The organism is Pseudomonas pseudonitroreducens, assembly GCF_021603645.1.
Classification (GTDB): Bacteria; Pseudomonadota; Gammaproteobacteria; order Pseudomonadales; family Pseudomonadaceae; genus Pseudomonas; species Pseudomonas pseudonitroreducens.
In genome coordinates this window covers 157,809-174,554 of record NZ_BQHJ01000011.1, presented here as the reverse complement: position 1 = coordinate 174,554, position 16,746 = coordinate 157,809, and the positions used below count along the sequence as shown (strand labels likewise).

At 67.5% G+C, this 16,746-nt stretch carries 16 protein-coding genes and 1 riboswitch; of the genes, 5 read left to right on the top strand and 11 right to left on the bottom strand.

Annotated elements, in window-relative coordinates; translation table 11 throughout:
- The first annotated feature begins 166 nt into the window (after nt 1-166).
- Complete coding sequence (locus L6D89_RS24800; protein ID WP_236201505.1) at nt 167-1,987, top strand: acyl-CoA dehydrogenase C-terminal domain-containing protein; 1,821 nt, start codon at nt 167-169, stop codon at nt 1,985-1,987.
- 174 nt (nt 1,988-2,161) lie between these two features.
- On the opposite strand, the gene L6D89_RS24795 is transcribed toward L6D89_RS24800, so the two are convergent.
- The 10 genes from L6D89_RS24795 to cobO all read right to left on the bottom strand — a co-directional run bounded on the left by L6D89_RS24795 (nt 2,162) and on the right by cobO (nt 11,488).
- Complete coding sequence (locus tag L6D89_RS24795; RefSeq protein WP_276574839.1) at nt 2,162-2,980, bottom strand: adenosylcobinamide-GDP ribazoletransferase; 819 nt, start codon at nt 2,978-2,980, stop codon at nt 2,162-2,164.
- Between the two features lie 11 nt (nt 2,981-2,991).
- Nucleotides 2,992-3,579, bottom strand: a complete 588-nt coding sequence (cobC, locus tag L6D89_RS24790; protein WP_236201504.1) for an alpha-ribazole phosphatase family protein — start codon at nt 3,577-3,579, stop codon at nt 2,992-2,994.
- Nucleotides 3,576-4,631, bottom strand: coding sequence for a nicotinate-nucleotide--dimethylbenzimidazole phosphoribosyltransferase (cobT, locus tag L6D89_RS24785; protein WP_236201503.1), 1,056 nt, complete (start codon nt 4,629-4,631; stop codon nt 3,576-3,578). Before cobT ends, cobC begins: the two co-directional genes overlap by 4 nt.
- The gene (gene cobU / locus L6D89_RS24780) at nt 4,628-5,149 is read right to left on the bottom strand and encodes a bifunctional adenosylcobinamide kinase/adenosylcobinamide-phosphate guanylyltransferase (RefSeq protein ID WP_236201502.1); all 522 of its coding nucleotides are present in this window, start codon (nt 5,147-5,149) and stop codon (nt 4,628-4,630) included. Before cobU ends, cobT begins: the two co-directional genes overlap by 4 nt.
- 169 nt (nt 5,150-5,318) lie before the next feature.
- A complete protein-coding gene (locus tag L6D89_RS24775; RefSeq protein ID WP_236201525.1) occupies nt 5,319-6,758 on the bottom strand; it encodes a cobyric acid synthase in 1,440 nt (479 codons plus the stop codon).
- A 23-nt stretch (nt 6,759-6,781) separates the two neighbouring features.
- Nucleotides 6,782-7,783, bottom strand: coding sequence for a threonine-phosphate decarboxylase CobD (cobD, locus tag L6D89_RS24770; protein ID WP_236171647.1), 1,002 nt, complete (start codon nt 7,781-7,783; stop codon nt 6,782-6,784).
- Complete coding sequence (gene cbiB / locus L6D89_RS24765) at nt 7,783-8,712, bottom strand: adenosylcobinamide-phosphate synthase CbiB (RefSeq protein WP_236201501.1); 930 nt, start codon at nt 8,710-8,712, stop codon at nt 7,783-7,785. Before cbiB ends, cobD begins: the two co-directional genes overlap by 1 nt.
- Nucleotides 8,709-9,359, bottom strand: a complete 651-nt coding sequence (gene bluB / locus L6D89_RS24760; RefSeq protein ID WP_236201500.1) for a 5,6-dimethylbenzimidazole synthase — start codon at nt 9,357-9,359, stop codon at nt 8,709-8,711. Before bluB ends, cbiB begins: the two co-directional genes overlap by 4 nt.
- Nucleotides 9,356-10,651: a cobyrinic acid a,c-diamide synthase CobB gene (locus L6D89_RS24755; protein WP_236201499.1), complete on the bottom strand. Its 1,296-nt coding sequence runs from the start codon at nt 10,649-10,651 to the stop codon at nt 9,356-9,358. Before L6D89_RS24755 ends, bluB begins: the two co-directional genes overlap by 4 nt.
- A gap of 225 nt (nt 10,652-10,876) precedes the next feature.
- Nucleotides 10,877-11,488 carry a cob(I)yrinic acid a,c-diamide adenosyltransferase gene (gene cobO, locus L6D89_RS24750; protein WP_236201498.1) on the bottom strand — a complete coding sequence of 204 codons (612 nt, stop codon included), beginning with the start codon at nt 11,486-11,488 and terminating at the stop codon, nt 10,877-10,879.
- A gap of 275 nt (nt 11,489-11,763) precedes the next feature.
- Nucleotides 11,764-11,990: riboswitch (cobalamin riboswitch) on the bottom strand.
- Between the two features lie 129 nt (nt 11,991-12,119).
- Here cobO and L6D89_RS24745 point away from each other — a divergent pair.
- Genes L6D89_RS24745 through L6D89_RS24730 form a run of 4 tightly spaced genes read left to right on the top strand, consistent with a single transcriptional unit; the run spans nt 12,120 to nt 15,615 of the window.
- Complete coding sequence (locus L6D89_RS24745) at nt 12,120-13,265, top strand: ABC transporter permease (protein WP_236201497.1); 1,146 nt, start codon at nt 12,120-12,122, stop codon at nt 13,263-13,265.
- Nucleotides 13,262-14,047: an ABC transporter ATP-binding protein gene (locus L6D89_RS24740; RefSeq protein ID WP_236171656.1), complete on the top strand. Its 786-nt coding sequence runs from the start codon at nt 13,262-13,264 to the stop codon at nt 14,045-14,047. The genes L6D89_RS24745 and L6D89_RS24740 overlap by 4 nt, the downstream gene beginning before the upstream one ends.
- Nucleotides 14,048-14,986 carry an MlaD family protein gene (locus L6D89_RS24735; RefSeq protein WP_236171657.1) on the top strand — a complete coding sequence of 313 codons (939 nt, stop codon included), beginning with the start codon at nt 14,048-14,050 and terminating at the stop codon, nt 14,984-14,986.
- Nucleotides 14,983-15,615, top strand: coding sequence for an ABC-type transport auxiliary lipoprotein family protein (locus tag L6D89_RS24730; protein ID WP_236171658.1), 633 nt, complete (start codon nt 14,983-14,985; stop codon nt 15,613-15,615). The genes L6D89_RS24735 and L6D89_RS24730 overlap by 4 nt, the downstream gene beginning before the upstream one ends.
- Here L6D89_RS24730 and L6D89_RS24725 read toward each other — a convergent pair.
- Nucleotides 15,608-16,684 (bottom strand): Fic family protein, encoded by a 1,077-nt coding sequence (locus L6D89_RS24725; protein ID WP_236201496.1) that lies wholly within the window; start codon nt 16,682-16,684, stop codon nt 15,608-15,610. The genes L6D89_RS24730 and L6D89_RS24725 overlap by 8 nt on opposite strands.
- Nucleotides 16,685-16,746: the final 62 nt, after the last annotated feature.

The window sequence follows — 16,746 nt, the reverse complement described above, 5'->3', positions numbered from 1 at the left end:
TGTATATACCCGCATTCCATCGAACGCAATGGCCGATGCGGCCGATTGTCCCATCTGCCAGCACCCCGCGTTGGCGCAGCCAAGGGCACCACGCCGCCCCAACCGTATAACTGCGGGCATCCAGCCCCGCGCTTTCGACGGGGCGCATCACGCTCCGAGGTCCCCGATGCCCGTCTACAAAGCTCCGCTGCGCGACACCCGCTTCCTGCTCAACGAAGTCTTCGATTTCCCCCGCCACTACCAGAACCTGGTCAACGGCGGCGAAGCCACGCCGGACATGGTCGATGCGATCCTCGGCGAATGCGCCAGGCTATGCGAAGAGGTGATCGCCCCGCTCTACCACAGCGGTGACGAAGAAGGCTGCCACCTGGAGAACGGCGAGGTACGCACGCCCAAGGGCTTCAAGGAAGCCTACGATGCCTACGTGGCCGGCGGCTGGCAGGGCCTGTCGCACCCGGTGGAATATGGCGGCCAGGGCCTGCCGATGAGCCTGGGAGCGCTCAAGCAGGAGATGATGGGTACCGCCAACTGGCCCTTCTCCATGTACCCGGGCCTGTCGCTGGGCGCGATGAACACCGTGATGCAGCACGGCACCGAGGAGCAGAAACAAACCTACCTCACCCCGCTCACCGAAGGCCGCTGGGGCGGCACCATGTGCCTCACCGAGCCGCAGTGCGGCACCGACCTCGGCCAGGTGAAGACCCGCGCGGAAACCAACGCCGACGGCAGCTACGCCATCACCGGCACGAAGATCTTCATCTCCTCGGGCGAGCACGATCTCACCGAGAACATCGTGCACATCGTCCTCGCCCGCCTGCCGGATGCGCCCAAGGGCACGCGCGGCATCTCGCTGTTCATCGTGCCGAAGTTTCTGCCGGCCGACGGAGGCAGCCTCGGCCCGCGCAACGGCGTGACCTGCGGTGCGCTGGAAAAGAAGATGGGCATCAAGGCCTCGGCCACCTGCGTGATGAACTTCGACGGCGCCACCGGCTACCTGATCGGCGAGCCCAACAAGGGCCTGGAATGCATGTTCACCTTCATGAACAGCGCGCGCATCGGCACCGCCATCCAGGGCGTGGCCACCGCTGAGCTGGCTTACCAGGGCGCATTGGCCTATGCCCGCGAGCGTCGCTCCATGCGTGCCCTTTCCGGCACCAAGGAGCCGGGCGAGATTGCCGACACGCTGATGCACCACGGCGATGTGCGCCGCATGCTGCTGACCCAGAAGGCCGTGGCCGAGGGCGGCCGCGCGCTGATCTACCTGGCCACCCAGTACGCCGACAAGATGATCCAGGGCCTGCTGACCAACGACAATGCCGAGTACGACCGCTGGGACGACAAGCTCGGCTTCCTCACGCCGATCCTCAAGGGCTGCCTGACTGAACTGGGCCTGGAGAGCGCCAACCTCGGCATGCAGGTGTTCGGCGGCCACGGCTACATCAAGGAACACGGCATGGAGCAGATCGTCCGCGATGCGCGGATCGCCACCCTCTACGAGGGCACCACCGGCATCCAGGCGCTGGACCTGCTCGGCCGCAAGGTGTTGTTGATGACCCAGGGCAAGGCCGTGCGCGACTTCACCGCACAGGTGGCAAAGTTTGCCGTCGACCTGCTCAAGCAGGAGCCGGCCATGCGCGGCCGCGCCCTGACACTGCTCAAGCTCTGCGCACAGTGGAACATCCTCACAATGCGCATCGCCCTCACCGCCCGCAAACAACGCGACCTGGTCAGCACCGCCAGCCACGACTACCTGATGTTCTCCGGCTACGCCGCGCTGGCCTACTCCTGGGCGCTGCAGGAGGCCGCCGCACGCAAGCGCCTGCGCCAGGGCGGCAGCGAGTCGAGCGACTTCTACAAGGCCAAGATCGCCACCAGTGACTTCTACTTCGCCCGCCTGCTGCCACGCGCCAAGGGCCACGCGTCAGCGATGGCCAAGCCGGTACGGTCGATCATGGGGTTGAAGACGGAGCATTTCGCGTTCGATTGATTGCAGGAGCGCGCCTGCCTTTCTGCTGCGGGAGAGGTCCAGCCTGTGCGTAAACGTAGGATGGGTGGAGCCTAAGCGATACCCATGCTGTGGCGACAATGCGTGATGGGTATCGCTGCGCTCCACGCCATCCTACAAAAGCGTCCAGGCCATATCTGCGGCTCCGCAGTGAAATCAGAGCGCCAACGCCACCAGCACCGCGCACTCGATCATCTCCAGCATCGCCCCGGCGGTATCCCCGGTGGTGCCACCGAGGCGGGCGATGAAGCGGCTGCGCAGCCAGGCGAACAGCACCAGCGCAACCACCAGCGCCAGCAGGCCGGTCAGGCCCGCCAGCAGCATCAGCGCCGCGTTGGCCGCGAGCATCCAGGGCATGGCGCGGCGCGGCAGGTGATCGGCCAGCGCCTGGCCCAACCCGCCCTTGCGCGCGTAATCGGTGGTGTAGAACAGCAGCGGCAACGCGCAGCGCCCCAGCCAGGGCGCCAGCAGCAAACCCCAGTGCTGGTGGTTGCCGAGAATGGCGGTGATTGCCGCGAACTTCAGCAGCAGCAACAGCACCAGGGCGACCACCGCGGCCGGGCCGCAGCGCGGGTCCTTCATGATCGCCAGCGTGCGTTCGCGATCGCCCAGCCCACCGATCCAGGCATCCGCGGTGTCGGCGAGGCCATCGAGGTGCAGCGCACCGGTGAACGCCACCCAGACCAGCAGCACCAGCGCCGCCTGCAACAGCAGGTGCACGCCGCTGAGCAATTCACCCATGGCGAACAGCACCGCACCGATCAGCAGGCCCACCAGCGGGTAATACAGCGTGGCGCGGCCGAACTGCTGCGGCGTCGGCATGTGCCCCAGGCGTACCGGCAAGCGCGTCAGGAACTGCAACGCCACCAGCGGCAGGCACCAGTCACTGAGCTGGGCGGCGCGCGAGTCATCACCACGCTCTTCAGCCGGCGGCTCGGGGTTTTCCTGGTCGCGTTCCGGGTGCAGGTTGCTCATCAGGTGTCGACTTATGGTTGCGCTATTCGGATACGCCAGCCGTCACCCTCGCGGGTCACGTCCAGCAGCATGCATTCGCCGTGGGCCACCACCACTTCCAGCAGGCGCCTGGCCGGCAGGCCGCTGGCCAGGGCGCCGAACAGGCGCATCACACCGCCATGGGTGACGACCAGTACGGACGAGCCGGCATAGGCCTGGTAGAGCCGCTCCAGCGCCGCAAAGACGCGGGATTCGAAATCGCCCATGGCCTCGCCGCCAGGTGGAGGGAAAGCGTAGGGATCGTCCCAGAAGCGCCCGAGCGCCTGAGCATCGGTCTCCATCAGCTTAGCTGGAGAAATGCCTTCCCACTCACCGAAGTCCAGCTCCTGCAAGCCCGCCTCGAAGCCCAGCGGCAGGCCGTGACGCGCCGACAGTTCCTCGGCAAACGCCGCGCAACGCTGCAACGGCGAACTGACCAGCGCCGACCAGCGACACTCCTCGCCCACCGCCGCGCGCATCTGCGCCCAACCGGCCTCGGTCAGCGCATCGTCCAGTCGTCCGCGAAAGCCACCGCCGCGCTCGGTCTCGCCATGGCGCAACAGTTCCAGGCGCAGCGTCATGCCGGGCGATCCGATACCGCCGCCTCGGCGAAGGTCGCCATCTCGCTGTGCAGCCGGCAGGCCTGGCGCAGCAGTGGCACCGCCAGCGCCGCGCCACTGCCCTCGCCCAGGCGCAAGCCGAGATCGAGCAACGGCTGCGCGTCGAGTGCCGCGAGCACACGGTTGTGCCCCGGCTCCGCGCCAGCGTGGGCGAACAGCAGCCAGTCACGGCAACCGGGATTGAGGTGCGTGGCACAAAGCGCAGCGGTGCTGCAGATGAAGCCGTCCACCAGCGCCGGGATACCTTTCTGCGCACAGGCCAGGTAGGCACCTACCAGTGCGGCGATCTCGAAGCCGCCGAGGCGGCAAAGCGCCTCGAAGGGCTCGTCGCAATGCATGCGATGCAGCGCCAGCGCGCGGTCGATCACCTCGACTTTGCGCGCCACGCCCTGTGCATCCAGCCCGGTGCCGGGGCCGACCAGCGTCCGCGCCGGCTCGTCCAGCAAGGCGCAGGCGAGCGCCGCCGCCGAACTGGTGTTGCCAATGCCCATCTCGCCACCGATGAACAACTCCGTGCCAGCCTGCTGCGCGCGGCGCACGGACTCGCGGCCAGCCTCCAGGGCGATCAGGCATTGCGCGGCGGTCATCGCCGGCTCCCTGGTGAAGTTCGCCGTACCGGCGCCGACCATCACATGCAGCACGCCCGGCAACGGCTCCAGCGGCGTCGCCGTGCCGAGGTCGATGACCTCCAGGCGCGCATCGAGGTTGCGCGCCAGCACGCTGATCGCCGCGCCGCCGCGCACGAAGTTGCGCAGCATCTCCACGGTCACTGCCTGCGGATATGCCGACACCCCCTCGGCGACCACACCGTGATCACCGGCGAACAGGGCGATCCAGATGTGTTCCAGGCCTGGCCGCTCGCGCCCCTGCAGGCCGGCCAGGCGGATGGTTTCCTCTTCCAGCCGACCCAGGGCGCCGCGCGGCTTGGTCAGCTGGTCCTGGCGCGCGGCGGCCTTGCCCTGCGCCACGCGGTCGATCGGTTGGGTGCCTTGCAGCCACCATTGCAGACTCATAACGCTTCCCCCTTCAACACCATGGGCAGGCCGGCGACGGTGAACACCACGCGCTCGCTGACCTCGGCCAGGGACTGGTGCAGCCAGCCGGCCTCGTCGACATAACGGCGGCTGAGTTCGCCCATCGGCACCACCCCCAGCCCGGTTTCGTTGCTCACCAGGATGATCCGCCCCGGCAATTGCGGCAGCGTTTCCAGCAGCGCGTCGATCTCGCCGCGCAGGCGCCAGCCGTCTTCATGGATCAGCAGATTGGTGACCCACAGGGTCAGGCAGTCCACCAGCACGCAGTGGCCGGGGGCGGCCAGGCGCTCCAGTGCGTCGGCCAGGGCCAGCGGCTCTTCCACCAGCCCCCAGTGTTCCGGGCGGCGCTCGCGGTGCTGGAGGATGCGTGCGGACATCTCGCCGTCGCCGGCCTGTGCCGTGGCGACGTAGGTGACCGGCAGGCCGCTTTCCAGCGCCAGACGCTCGGCCAGGCGGCTCTTGCCCGAGCGGGCGCCACCGAGGATCAGTTCAAGCATGGTTTCTCCATCTGTAGGAGCGAGCTTGCTCGCGAACAGAGGTTTCCGGGCACGCCAGAGTCATGCGCTTCGCGAGCAAGCTCGCTCCTACAAAAAAGCGCGGCTCCGGCGTTAATCGTCGGCATCGAGGCACAGAGAGACGGCGGATAACCGCGAACGGCTATGCGCCCTACAGTCCGCACAGCGCTCTCAATTTTTCGGTATCCAGATGCGCCTCGACCTGGTCGGCCAGGCGCTCGATGTCGCGTTCGCGCAGGGCGTGGTAATCGATGTGCTGCACCTCGCGCAGCCCCGCCCAGCGCAGTAGTGCGGCGCTGGAAGCGGAGGACTCGAAAAGCCCGTGCAGATAGGTGCCCATCACCTGGCCATCGTCGCTCAACGCACCATCGGCACGGCCATCGCTCAGGCGCACGGCGGGATTGGCCAGCGCCGGGCCTTCGGTGACGCCGGCATGAATCTCGTAGCCGCTCACCGGCGCGTCCTCCAGTACCAGCCGGCCGCTGACGTTGCGCAGTTGCTTCTCCGGCTCCAGCACGGTGCGCAGGTCCAGCAGGCCGAGCCCGACGCTTTCCCCCGCCGCACCTTCCAGGCCATGCGGGTCGGCTAGCGTATGACCGAGCATCTGCAAGCCGCCGCAGATGCCCAGCACCTTGCCGCCATAGCGCAGATGGCGCTGGATCGCCGCGTCCCAGCCCTGCTCACGGAGGAAGGCCAGGTCCGGCCGCACGCTCTTGGAGCCGGGCAGGATGATCAGGTCCGCCGGCGGAATCGGCTGCCCGGGACCGACGAAGGTCAGCTCCACCTGCGGGTGCAGGCGCAGCGGGTCGAAGTCGGTGTGGTTGCTGATGCGCGGCAGCACTGGCACCACCACGCGCAGACGCTCGCCGGTCTTGGCGGCCTGGCGGGTGTCGATGGCGTCCTCGGCTTCCAGATGGAAATCCATCAGGTACGGCAGCACGCCGAGCACCGGTACGCCGGTGCGTTCCTCCAGCCAGTCGAGACCGTTTTGCAGCAGTGCGATGTCGCCGCGGAATCGGTTGATGACAAAGCCCTTCACCCGCGCCCGCTCGGACTCGCAGAGCAGCTCCAGGGTGCCGACCAGGTGGGCGAACACCCCACCGCGGTCGATATCGGCAATCAGGATCACCGGGCAGTCCACCGCCTCGGCGAAGCCCATGTTGGCAATGTCGTTGGCGCGCAGGTTGATCTCCGCCGGCGAGCCCGCACCTTCCACCATCACCACCGGGTACTGCGCGCTCAGGCGCTGGTGGGATTCGAGTACCGCCTGCAGCGCCACGCGCTTGTAGTCGTGGTAGGCCACGGCGTTCATGCTGGTGACCGCGCGGCCATGGATGATCACCTGGGCGCCAGTATCGCTGTTGGGCTTGAGCAGTACCGGGTTCATGTCGGTGTGCGGTGCCAGGTGGCAGGCCTGGGCCTGCACCGCCTGGGCACGACCGATCTCGCCGCCGTCGGCGGTCACCGCGCTGTTGAGCGCCATGTTCTGCGGCTTGAACGGCACCACCGCCACGCCCTGGCGACGCAGCCAGCGGCACAGCGCCGTCACCAGCGTGCTCTTGCCGGCATCCGAAGTAGTGCCCTGCACCATCAGCGTCGCGCTTTTCAGGGCACTCACCGCAGACTCTCCATCTGGTTGAAGGTACGCAGGCCGTGCTCCAGGCGCTCCCAGCCGTTCTCGTCCGGCGGCAGGCCGAAGCGCAGGCTGCCTGGGGTTTCGAACAGGCGCACGAGAATGCCCTGGCGCGCCAGGTGGTCGCGCAGCGCATGGGCGCGCATCGACACCACCCACTGGAACAGTCCCGTGCCGCCTTGCGGGGCGAACCCGTGCTCGCCGAGCAGCCCGGCCAGGCGCCGGCTGGCGTCATGCAGGTCACGGCGGCGCTGGATCTGCTCCTGGAACTCGCCGAGCACCGCCTGCGCCACCCAGCGCGTGGGGCCGTTCACCGCCCAGGGGCCGAGCAGTTTCGCCAGGCTTTCCAGTAGGCGCGGTTCGGCGAAGGCAAAGCCCAGGCGTGCACCAGCCAGGCCGAAAAACTTGCCGAAGGAGCGCAGCACGATCAGCCCCGGACGACTGGCACAACTGGGCGCCAGGCTGTGCTCGGGGGTGCAGTCCATGAAGGCTTCGTCCACCACCAGCCAACCGCCGCGCTCCTGCAGGCGCGCGTGCCATTCCAGCAGCACGCCGGCCTCGATACGCTTGCCCGTGGGGTTGTTCGGGTTGACCACCACCAGCACGTCGAAACGCTCCAGGTGATGGGGCACTTCCTGGTCACTGACTTCCCGCAGGATGTGCCCGGCAGCACGCCAGGATTCGGCGTGCTCGGCATAACAGGGCGAGACCACGCCGACCTTGCCGGGCCGGCGCAGGCGCGGCAGCAACTGGATCGCCGCCTGGCTGCCGGGTAATGGCAGCAGCTTCTCGGCGCCGTAGTAGCGCCGTGCGGCGGCTTCCAGGCCATCGCTGTCTTCGGGCAGGCGCATCCAGGCGGCCGCCGGCACGCTGGGCAGCGCCCAGGGCCAGGGCGAAATGCCGGTGGACAGGTCCAGCCACTCGGAGAGCGGAATTCCGTACTGCTGCGCCGCTTTGCGCAACCGTCCGCCATGTTCGAGCATCAGAGCACTCCCAGAATCAGGATGATCAGCAACCACAACAACACGCCCTGACGCACCAGGGCCAGCGCGCGCCAGACGTCCACGGCGGTCGGCGCCGGGCCGTCGCCCAGTTGCGGGCGCTCGTGGAGCTCACCGTGGTAACGGGCGCAGCCGCCGAGCGAAACGCCCAGCGCTCCCGCACCGGCAGCCATCACCGGGCCGGCGTTGGGACTGTCCCATTTTGGCGCCTGAGTGCGCCAGCAACGCAGGGCCAGCCGGGTATGGCCAAGCAACGCGTAGGTAAAGGCCACCAGCCGCGCCGGAATGTAGTTGAGCACATCGTCGATCTTCGCCGCTGCCCAGCCAAAGCGCTCGAAGCGAGCGTTGCGATAGCCCCACATGGCGTCGAGGGTATTGCTCAGGCGGTAGAGCACCACGCCGGGCGCCCCTGCCACGGCGAACCAGAACAGCGCCGCAAAGACCGCATCGCTGCCATTCTCCAGCACTGATTCGGTGGCGGCCCGGGCCACCGCAGTTTCGTCCAGCTCGGTTGTTTCGCGGCTGACCACGTAACCCACGCGCAGCCGCGCCTCATTCAGGTCACCACTGCGCAGCGCCAGCACCACCGGATCTGCGTGTTCGCCCAGGCTGCGCAGACCCAGTGCGGCGTACAGCGCCAGCACCTGGACGATCCAGCCGACGTAGGGCAGCAGGCTGAGCAGCAGCGCGATGAGGGTCAGCGGGATGACCGCGATGACCCAGGCGGTGACGCCGTGGCTGCGCCAGCCGAGGCCGGGGGTGTCCGTGCCGGCATCGGTGCGGGAACGGTTGAAACGTCGCTCCAGGCGATCCGCCAGGCGCCCGAAGGCCACCAGCGGATGCCCGCGTTTCGGCTCGCCCAGCAGAGCGTCCAGCGCCACGCCGAGGACGCTCAGCAGCGCCAGGCTCATGGCTGCTCTCCCCAGTGATTCTCGAACAGCAGTTCGCGGAGCGCGCGCGGCTGGCGCCAGCCTTCCAGGGCCAGCATCGGCGCCGGGTAGAACTCGCTGACCGGGCCCAGGCAGATCACCGCCACGGCCTCGGCCCCCACCGGCAGCCCGAGCAGGTCGCCCAGTGCGACAGGGTCGAACAGCGACACCCAGCCCATGCCCAGGCCTTCGGCGCGCGAGGCCAGCCAGAGGTTCTGGATGGCACAGGACAGCGAAGCGAGGTCCATGTTCGGCAGCGTGCGGCGACCGAAGACGTGCGCCTCGCGGCCATCCATCAGGGCCGCCACCAGCACCTCGGCGCAATCGAGCACGCCCTCGACCTTCAGCTTCATGAATTCATCGGAGCGCTCGCCCAGGGCTTCGGCGGTACGAATGCGCTCCTCTTCGATCAGGCCATGGATCGACTGGCGCAGCTCCCGCGAGGTGACGCGAATGAACCGCCATGGCTGCATCAAGCCGACGCTGGGCGCCTGGTGCGCCGCTTCGAGCAGGCGCGCGAGCAACTCGGGCGCCACCTCGCCGCCACTGAAGTGGCGCATGTCGCGGCGTTCGGCGATGGCGCGGTAAAGCGCGGCGCGTTCCTCGGGGCTATAGGCGTGCTCGGTCATGGTCTCAGCAGGGCCGCTGCCGCATCCGGATCGGACGGCAGGTAGAAATGGATATAGGACGCGGTAAGACGACCACGGCGGAACACCGCCTCGGCCACCGGTTTGTCGTTCGGGCATACGCCACGGGCCAGCGGTACTTCTGCGCTGTCGAGCAACGAGTGATGGAAGGTGTGCCCGCGCAGGGTGCCTTCGGGCAGCGTCACCGCCTGCAATGCCAGGGCGGCGAGACGCTTCTGCAGGCGCGCCTCACCCGGCAGCAGGCCAAGCAGCTCGGCACGTTCGCCGGCGACGTCGGTCAGGGCATCGAGCAGATAGAGCATGCCGCCGCACTCGGCGAGAATCGGCTTGCCCATCTCGTGGTGGGCGTGAATCGCCTGGGCCATGCCGCGGTTCTCCGCCAGGGCGCGCAGGTGCAGCTCCGGGTAGCCGCCCGGCAGGTAGAGGCTGTCCACTTCCGGCAGCGATTCGTCGCGTAGCGGCGAGAAGAACACCAGCTCGGCGCCCAGCTCGCGCAGCAGGTCGAGGTTGGCTTGATAGAGGAAGGCGAAGGCATTGTCCCGCGCCACACCAATGCGCACGCCATCGAGGCGGCAAGACTCGCGGCGCGGTTCGGGCACGGCAAAGCTCACCGGCGCCGGCAACTCGGTGCTGGCACTGGCCGCCAGGGCATCGGCGGCGGCGTCCAGACGGGCATCGAGGTCGGCCAGCTCATCGGCCTGCACCAGGCCGAGGTGACGGCTGGGCAATTCCACTTCGGTATCGCGCGGCAGCGCGCCATACCAGCGAATCCATTCCGGCAGGCTGTCACGCACCAGGTCACGGTGGCGCTGGCTGCCGATACGGTTGGCGAGCACGCCGGAGAATGGCAGGTCGCGCTGGTAGGTGGCCATGCCGACGGCCATCGCGCCGAAGGTCTGGGCCATGGACTGGCCATTGATCACCGCCATCACCGGCACGTTGAAGCGCCGCGCCAGGTCGGCGGCGGATGGCGAACCGTCGAACAGGCCCATCACCCCTTCGATAAGAATCAGGTCGGCCTCGCCGGCGGCTTCCCAGAGCAGGCGACGGCTTTCCTCCTCGCCGACCATCCACAGGTCCAACTGATAGACCGGCGCGCCACTGGCGCGGGCGAGGATCATCGGGTCGAGGAAATCCGGCCCGCACTTGAACACCCGCACCTTGCGCCCGAGGCGCGTGTGCAGACGCGCCAGGGCGGCGGTCACGGTGGTCTTGCCCTGGCCGGAGGCGGGGGCGGCGATCAACAGGGCGGGGCATTGGCGCGCATCACGCATCAGGCGCGCTCCCCGGCACGGGCAGAGAGCCCCTCACCCCAACCCTCTCCCAAGGGGAGAGGGGGCGGTTGGGTGCCGCCTGGAGAGTTGGACTCTGCCGCGCAGCACCTGCACTGCCATCAGCCCAAGCAAAAGCAGCGGCCGGCGAGTGCCGAAGTCTCGCTACGCGCCGAACGGCCCCCTCTCCCCCTGAGAGAGGGCTGGGGTGAGGGCAGGCCACGAACATCAGAACTCCACCCCTTTCTGCGCCTTGATCCCAGCCTTGAAGGCATGTTTCACCAGGCCCATCTCGCTCACGGTATCGGCGGCCTCGACCATGGCCGGCTGCACACCGCGGCCGGTGGCGACCACATGCTGCATCGGCGGGCGCGTGGCAATGTCGGCAAGCACGGTGTCCAGCTCCAGGTAACCGTGCTTGAGGGCAATGTTCACCTCGTCCAGCACCACCAGGCCGATCTGCGGATCGGCCAGCAGCTGGCGCGCCACGTCCCAGGCGGCCTGCGCCTTGGCGATATCGCGCTGGCGGTCCTGGGTTTCCCAGGTGAAGCCCTCGCCCATCACGTGGAAGCTGACTTCCTCGGGGAAGCGGCGGAAGAACGCCTCCTCGCCGGTGGTCGCGGCGCCCTTGATGAACTGCACCACGCCGACCCGCATGCCATGGCCCAGCGCGCGGGCGACCATGCCGAAGGCCGAGCTGCTCTTGCCCTTGCCGTTGCCGCTGTTGACCAGGAAGACACCGCGCTCCCCCTGGGCCTGGGCGATCTTCTCGTCGACCACTGCTTTCTTGCGTTGCATGCGCGAGCGATGGCGCTCGTCCTTCTCGGGGGATTCAGTCATGGGGTTTGCCTCTGCAAAGGGAGCGCGCAGGCGCCAGCTCGCCGGCCGGGCGGCAGCGAACGGAAAATGGAGGGGACAGCAACGAACCGCCGGCGCATCAACAACGCCATGCGGCAAAGGCCGCTCGGCGCGAAAGCCGTCGGCTTGGGGAAAAGGGAGCTCACCTGAAGGATTCTCCGCCGCTCTCACCCGCGCGGCACTGACCAGTCGGGGCAGGCGGAGGACGGCAACGCGCGGCGCACAATGAATGCCGGCGTCGGCAGCGCCTCCCGCGATGCCATGCGATGCAGCAGGCCGGTCTCCGGGCTTGCGAGTGGAAACGCCTGGCGTTTCCCGAGGAACCGCGCCTTCCCATGCCAGTGGCACAGTGGCTCAGTGCGGTTCGAAGCTCGCTTACCGTTGCGGGGGCAGCGCCGGAATGGTCGATGCAAGGATCGAATTCACCGGCTTCCCTGTTTCACCCTCGGCTTGCACCAAGGGCACCTGAAGCAGGCGCGCAGCTTAGTGGCTGGCGGGCTGGGGCGTCAATTGAACAGACTGTCGCTGCCACTCGCGCCCAGCGCCGCTGAGCCCTACAAAGGGTCACACAAGTCAAGTAGTCAGGCAGCGTAACTTCGCTAGAATGCGATTCATGACGACGACTGCCCAGCCCGGCCAGCTCCAGCTCGATTCCGCCGCGAACCCGCCCTTGCTGCACATCAGCGGCGACTGGACGCTCGCGCACTTCGCCGCGCTGAAAGCCCAGGTGGCCGCCCAGCGCCAGAGCGAATCCCCTGCCCAACTGGACTTCGCCGGCCTCGGAGCACTGGATACCGCTGGCGCCGCGCTGCTCGCCGAGATCATCGGCGGCGCACGCATGAGCCAGCTCGGGCAGATCGCCCGCAACCTCCCGGCCGAGCGCCAGGCACTGCTGCGCACCGTCGGCAGCGCGATCACCCAATGCCGGCTGGACGAGAAAGGCCCGGCGCCGGGCAACGCGCTGGTCGATGTGCTGGAGCGCATCGGCATTGCCTCGGTCACCTTCAAGGACCACCTGGTCGGCGTGCTCGGCTTCATCGGCCTGACGCTGCAGACATTACTGCGCAACCTCCTGCGCCCACGGCGCTGGCGCCTGACCTCGCTGGCCGCGCACATGGAGGAAACCGGCCTGGATGCCGTGCCCATCGTCGCCCTGCTTACCTTCATGGTCGGCGCGGTGGTGGCCTTCCTCGGCGCCACGGTACTGCAGAAATTCGGTGCACAGATCTACACCGTCGACCTGGTGGGCTTCTCCTTCCTGCGTGAATTCGGCGTGCTGCTCACCGCGATCCTGCTCGCCGGCCGCACCGCCAGCGCCTTCACCGCGCAGATCGGCTCGATGAAGGCCAACCAGGAGATCGACGCCATCCAGGCCCTGGGCCTCGACCCGGTGGAACTGCTGGTGCTGCCACGGGTGCTGGCGCTGTTGCTGACGCTGCCGATGCTGACCTTCCTGGCGATGATTTCCGGCATCGTCGGCGGCGGCGTGGTCTGCGCGCTGAGCCTGGATATCTCGCCCCGCATGTTCCTCTACATGCTGCAGAACGACATCGCCGTGCAGCACTTCCTGGTCGGCATCGTCAAAGCCCCGGTATTCGCCTTCATCATCGCCGTGATCGGCTGCCTGGAAGGCTTCCGCGTCAGCGGCAGCGCGCAATCGGTGGGCGAGCACACGACCTCCAGCGTGGTCCAGTCGATCTTCGTGGTGATCCTGCTGGATGCGATGTTCGCGCTGTTCTTCATGGAGATGGGCTGGTGAGCGAACCGATCATCGTCGTCCGCGACCTGGCCAACCGCTTCGGCACCCACGCCGTCCACGAGCACCTCGACCTCGACGTGATGAAGGGCGAAATCCTCGGCGTGGTCGGCGGCTCGGGCACCGGCAAGTCGGTGCTGCTGCGCAGCATCATCGGCCTGCGCCAGCCCAGCGAAGGCAGCGTCCACGTGTTCGGGCAGAACTTGCCGGCACTGCCGGCGCTGGAACGCTCGAAGCTGGAACGGCGCTTTGGCGTGCTGTTCCAGAACGGCGCGCTGTTCTCCTCGCTGACCGTGAGCGAGAACATCTGTCTGCCGCTGATCGAGCATGCCGGCCTGTCGCGCAGCGACGCCGAGTTCATGGCCAAGGTGAAGATATCCCTGGCCGGCCTGCCGCCGGACGCCGGCGCCAAGTACCCGGCCGAACTCTCCGGCGGCATGGTCAAGCGCGCCGCCCTGGCCCGCGCCCTGGCCCTGGACCCGGATATCCTGTTCCTCGACGAACCCACCGCCGGCCTCGACCCGATAGGTGCCGCGGCCTTCGACCAACTCATCCTGACCCTGCGCGACGCCTTCGGCCTTACGGTTTTCCTGGTCACCCACGACCTGGACACCCTCTACACCATCTGCGACCGCGTCGCCGTGCTCTCGCAGAAGCGCGTGCTGGTGGTCGGGCCGCTGGACCAGGTCGCCCAGACCGACGACGCCTGGGTGCAGGACTACTTCCACGGCCCGCGTGGCCGTGCCGCGCTGCAGGCCACCGAACACCTGCGGGAGGAAAGCTGAATGGAAACCCGTGCCCATCACGTGCTGATCGGCCTGTTCACCCTCGTCGTGTCGATCGGCGCGCTGCTCTTCGCCCTGTGGCTGGCGCAGTCGAGCAACGACCAGAAGTACAAGGTCTACGACGTGATCTTCAACGAGGCGGTGACCGGCCTGTCCGAAGGCGGCACCGTGCAGTACAGCGGTATCCGCGTCGGCGACGTGGTCTCGCTGCGCCTGGACCCGAACGACCCACGCAAGGTCCGCGCGCGCATCCGTGTCTACGACAGCACGCCAATCCGCGAGGACACGCGCGCCAAGCTGGCGCTCACCGGCGTTACCGGCCAGGCGATCATCCAGCTCTCCAGCGCCGCCCAGGACAGCCCACCGCTGGCGAGCAAGGACGGCGAGGTGCCGGTGATCAAGACCATCCCCTCGCCCTTCGCCAAGCTGCTGGCCAACGGCGAGGACATCGCCACCAACATCAACAACCTGATCAACAACGTGAACCGCATGTTCTCCCAGGAGAACGTCGACCGTATCAGCCGCACCCTTGACCACATCGACCAGGCCACCGGTGTGGTCGCCGAACAGCGCGACGATATCCGCCGGACCTTCAAGGAGCTGGCCGCTGCCAGCGAACAGGCACGCCTCACCCTGGCCAATGCCAGCCAGTTGCTCGACCGCGCCAACCAGACCCTGGGCGGCAAGGGCCAGACCATTCTCGACGATACCCAGAAGACCCTTGCGTCCCTGCGCACCAGCAGCGAGCGGGTGGAGCAACTGCTGAACAGCAACTACGACTCGGTGAACGGTGGCCTCAATGGCCTGGGCGAAATCGGCCCGGCGATCCGCGAACTGCGCTCCACCCTGGAAGACCTGCGCGGCGTCACCCGCCGCCTGCAGGAAAACCCCACCGGCTACCTGCTCGGCCGCGAGCGCAACAAGGAGTTCCAGCCATGACCGCCCTTCCCCGCCTGCTCGGCGCCGCCGCCCTGGTCAGTCTGCTGGGCGCCTGCTCGATCCTCCCGCAAGCGGAAAGCCCGGACTTCTACCTGCTGCCGGCCACGCAACAGCCCGCACGCAGCAACACAGCGGTGAGCTGGTCGCTACGGGTCAGCGCCCCCACCGCCAGCCTGGCGCTGGACAGCAACCGCATCGCCGTAGTGCCGCAGGGCAACCAACTGAGCAGCTACCAGGGAGCGCGCTGGAGCAACCGTGCGCCGGGCCTGCTGCGGGACCGCCTGCTCGACGCCTTCACCGCCAACGGCAGCATCCGCGCCCTGAGCAGCGACGAAGCCAGCCTGCAGGCCGACCTCGACCTGACCGGCGAGCTGCGAGCCTTCCAGAGCGAGTACCAGAACGGCAAACCGGTGATCCACCTCCGCTACGACGCGCGCCTGGTGCGCACCCTCGGCCAGCGCATCGTCGCCTCGCGCAGCTTCGAGGTCAGCCAGCCGGTAGACGGCAAGCAGGTGCCCGAAGTGGTCAGCGCCTTCGGCAAGGCGGCCGATCAGCTATCCGCGCAGGTAGTGCAGTGGACGTTGCAGCAGGGGCAACAGCAGAAGCTCGCCAGCAACCCGCTCAATTGAGCGGTAGCCACGCCGGCTGAGATTGCTGCAGCCGTTCGCCCCGGGCGGTCAGGCGATAGCCCTGGGTCGGGCTGCGCGGGGAATCCGGCTGGGTCATTTCCAGGCAACCGGCCAGCAGCGCAGGGTTGAGATAACGGTTGCGGAAGCTGGTGCGATGCGCGAGCGACAAGCGCTCCATCAGGTCCCCAGCCCTGAGCACCTCTCCACGATGAAACACCGCCAGCAGCCGGCGGACCGAAGGGTCGACAGTCGCGGTTACTTGGTCACTCACATAGTCACTCACTTGGTCACTCACCTGACCACCTGCTACGCCGTCGACTTCATCCACAGCCACCAGCAAGGCCTGCAGCATGAACAGCACGAAAGGCGCGGAGTCCGTCTGCCGATCGGACTCTGCCAGCGCCGCATAGTAGGCCGCCTGTCGGCTATGAATAACCGTCTCCACCGGTAAATAGGCCAGCAGTGGATTCCAGCGACTGAGCAGAAGCGTCTGCCAGAGCCGCCCCATGCGACCGTTACCATCGCTGAAGGGATGAATGAACTCGAATTCGTAGTGGAAGGCACAGCTGGCGATCAGCGGGTGCCAATCCGTTCGACCTACCCATCTGAGCAACTGCTCGACAAGCAACGGTACGCGGTTGGCGGGAGGAGGCATGTGTAGCAGCGTCTGCTCCCGATAGATGCCTACGCCACCCTGACGAAAACGGCCCGCCTCATCAAGCAGGCCCTCCATCAGGCTGCCGTGGGCAGCCAGCAAATCCCGCACGGAGTCTACTCGCCAGCCTGGCAACTGCTCGTACACGCGAAAGGCGTTGCGCACTTCCTGGATTTCCCGCGGCAGCCCCAGTACTCGCTTGCCTTCCAGCACGGCCGTGACCTGCTCGACACTCAGCGTGTTGTTCTCGATGGCCAGCGATGCCTGAATTGTCCGAATGCGGTTTCCCCGCCGCAACTGCGGCGTCAGCGCGCTCGCCTGCCCTGCCGACAGACGCCCGACACGCTCGGCAAGCTCCGCCACCAGCGAAAGCATCGTCGGCGTCAAGGTCACTGGTGGCTGGTAAGCGGGCATACGAGTCCTTGAAACCAGACGTAGAAAAATGCTCGTGAGTCGAGGTGATCATCAGTCTAATC

Bases quoted from the DNA above. Each gene is read 5' to 3' on its own strand.
- L6D89_RS24800 (WP_236201505.1), top strand. From the start codon at position 167: ATGCCCGTCTACAAAGCTCCGCTGCGCGACACCCGCTTCCTGCTCAAC.
- L6D89_RS24795 (WP_276574839.1), bottom strand. From the start codon at position 2,980: ATGAGCAACCTGCACCCGGAACGCGACCAGGAAAACCCCGAGCCGCCG.
- cobC (WP_236201504.1), bottom strand. From the start codon at position 3,579: ATGACGCTGCGCCTGGAACTGTTGCGCCATGGCGAGACCGAGCGCGGC.
- cobT (WP_236201503.1), bottom strand. From the start codon at position 4,631: ATGAGTCTGCAATGGTGGCTGCAAGGCACCCAACCGATCGACCGCGTG.
- cobU (WP_236201502.1), bottom strand. From the start codon at position 5,149: ATGCTTGAACTGATCCTCGGTGGCGCCCGCTCGGGCAAGAGCCGCCTG.
- L6D89_RS24775 (WP_236201525.1), bottom strand. From the start codon at position 6,758: ATGGTGCAGGGCACTACTTCGGATGCCGGCAAGAGCACGCTGGTGACG.
- cobD (WP_236171647.1), bottom strand. From the start codon at position 7,783: ATGCTCGAACATGGCGGACGGTTGCGCAAAGCGGCGCAGCAGTACGGA.
- cbiB (WP_236201501.1), bottom strand. From the start codon at position 8,712: ATGAGCCTGGCGCTGCTGAGCGTCCTCGGCGTGGCGCTGGACGCTCTG.
- bluB (WP_236201500.1), bottom strand. From the start codon at position 9,359: ATGACCGAGCACGCCTATAGCCCCGAGGAACGCGCCGCGCTTTACCGC.
- L6D89_RS24755 (WP_236201499.1), bottom strand. From the start codon at position 10,651: ATGCGTGATGCGCGCCAATGCCCCGCCCTGTTGATCGCCGCCCCCGCC.
- cobO (WP_236201498.1), bottom strand. From the start codon at position 11,488: ATGACTGAATCCCCCGAGAAGGACGAGCGCCATCGCTCGCGCATGCAA.
- L6D89_RS24745 (WP_236201497.1), top strand. From the start codon at position 12,120: ATGACGACGACTGCCCAGCCCGGCCAGCTCCAGCTCGATTCCGCCGCG.
- L6D89_RS24735 (WP_236171657.1), top strand. From the start codon at position 14,048: ATGGAAACCCGTGCCCATCACGTGCTGATCGGCCTGTTCACCCTCGTC.
- L6D89_RS24730 (WP_236171658.1), top strand. From the start codon at position 14,983: ATGACCGCCCTTCCCCGCCTGCTCGGCGCCGCCGCCCTGGTCAGTCTG.
- L6D89_RS24725 (WP_236201496.1), bottom strand. From the start codon at position 16,684: ATGCCCGCTTACCAGCCACCAGTGACCTTGACGCCGACGATGCTTTCG.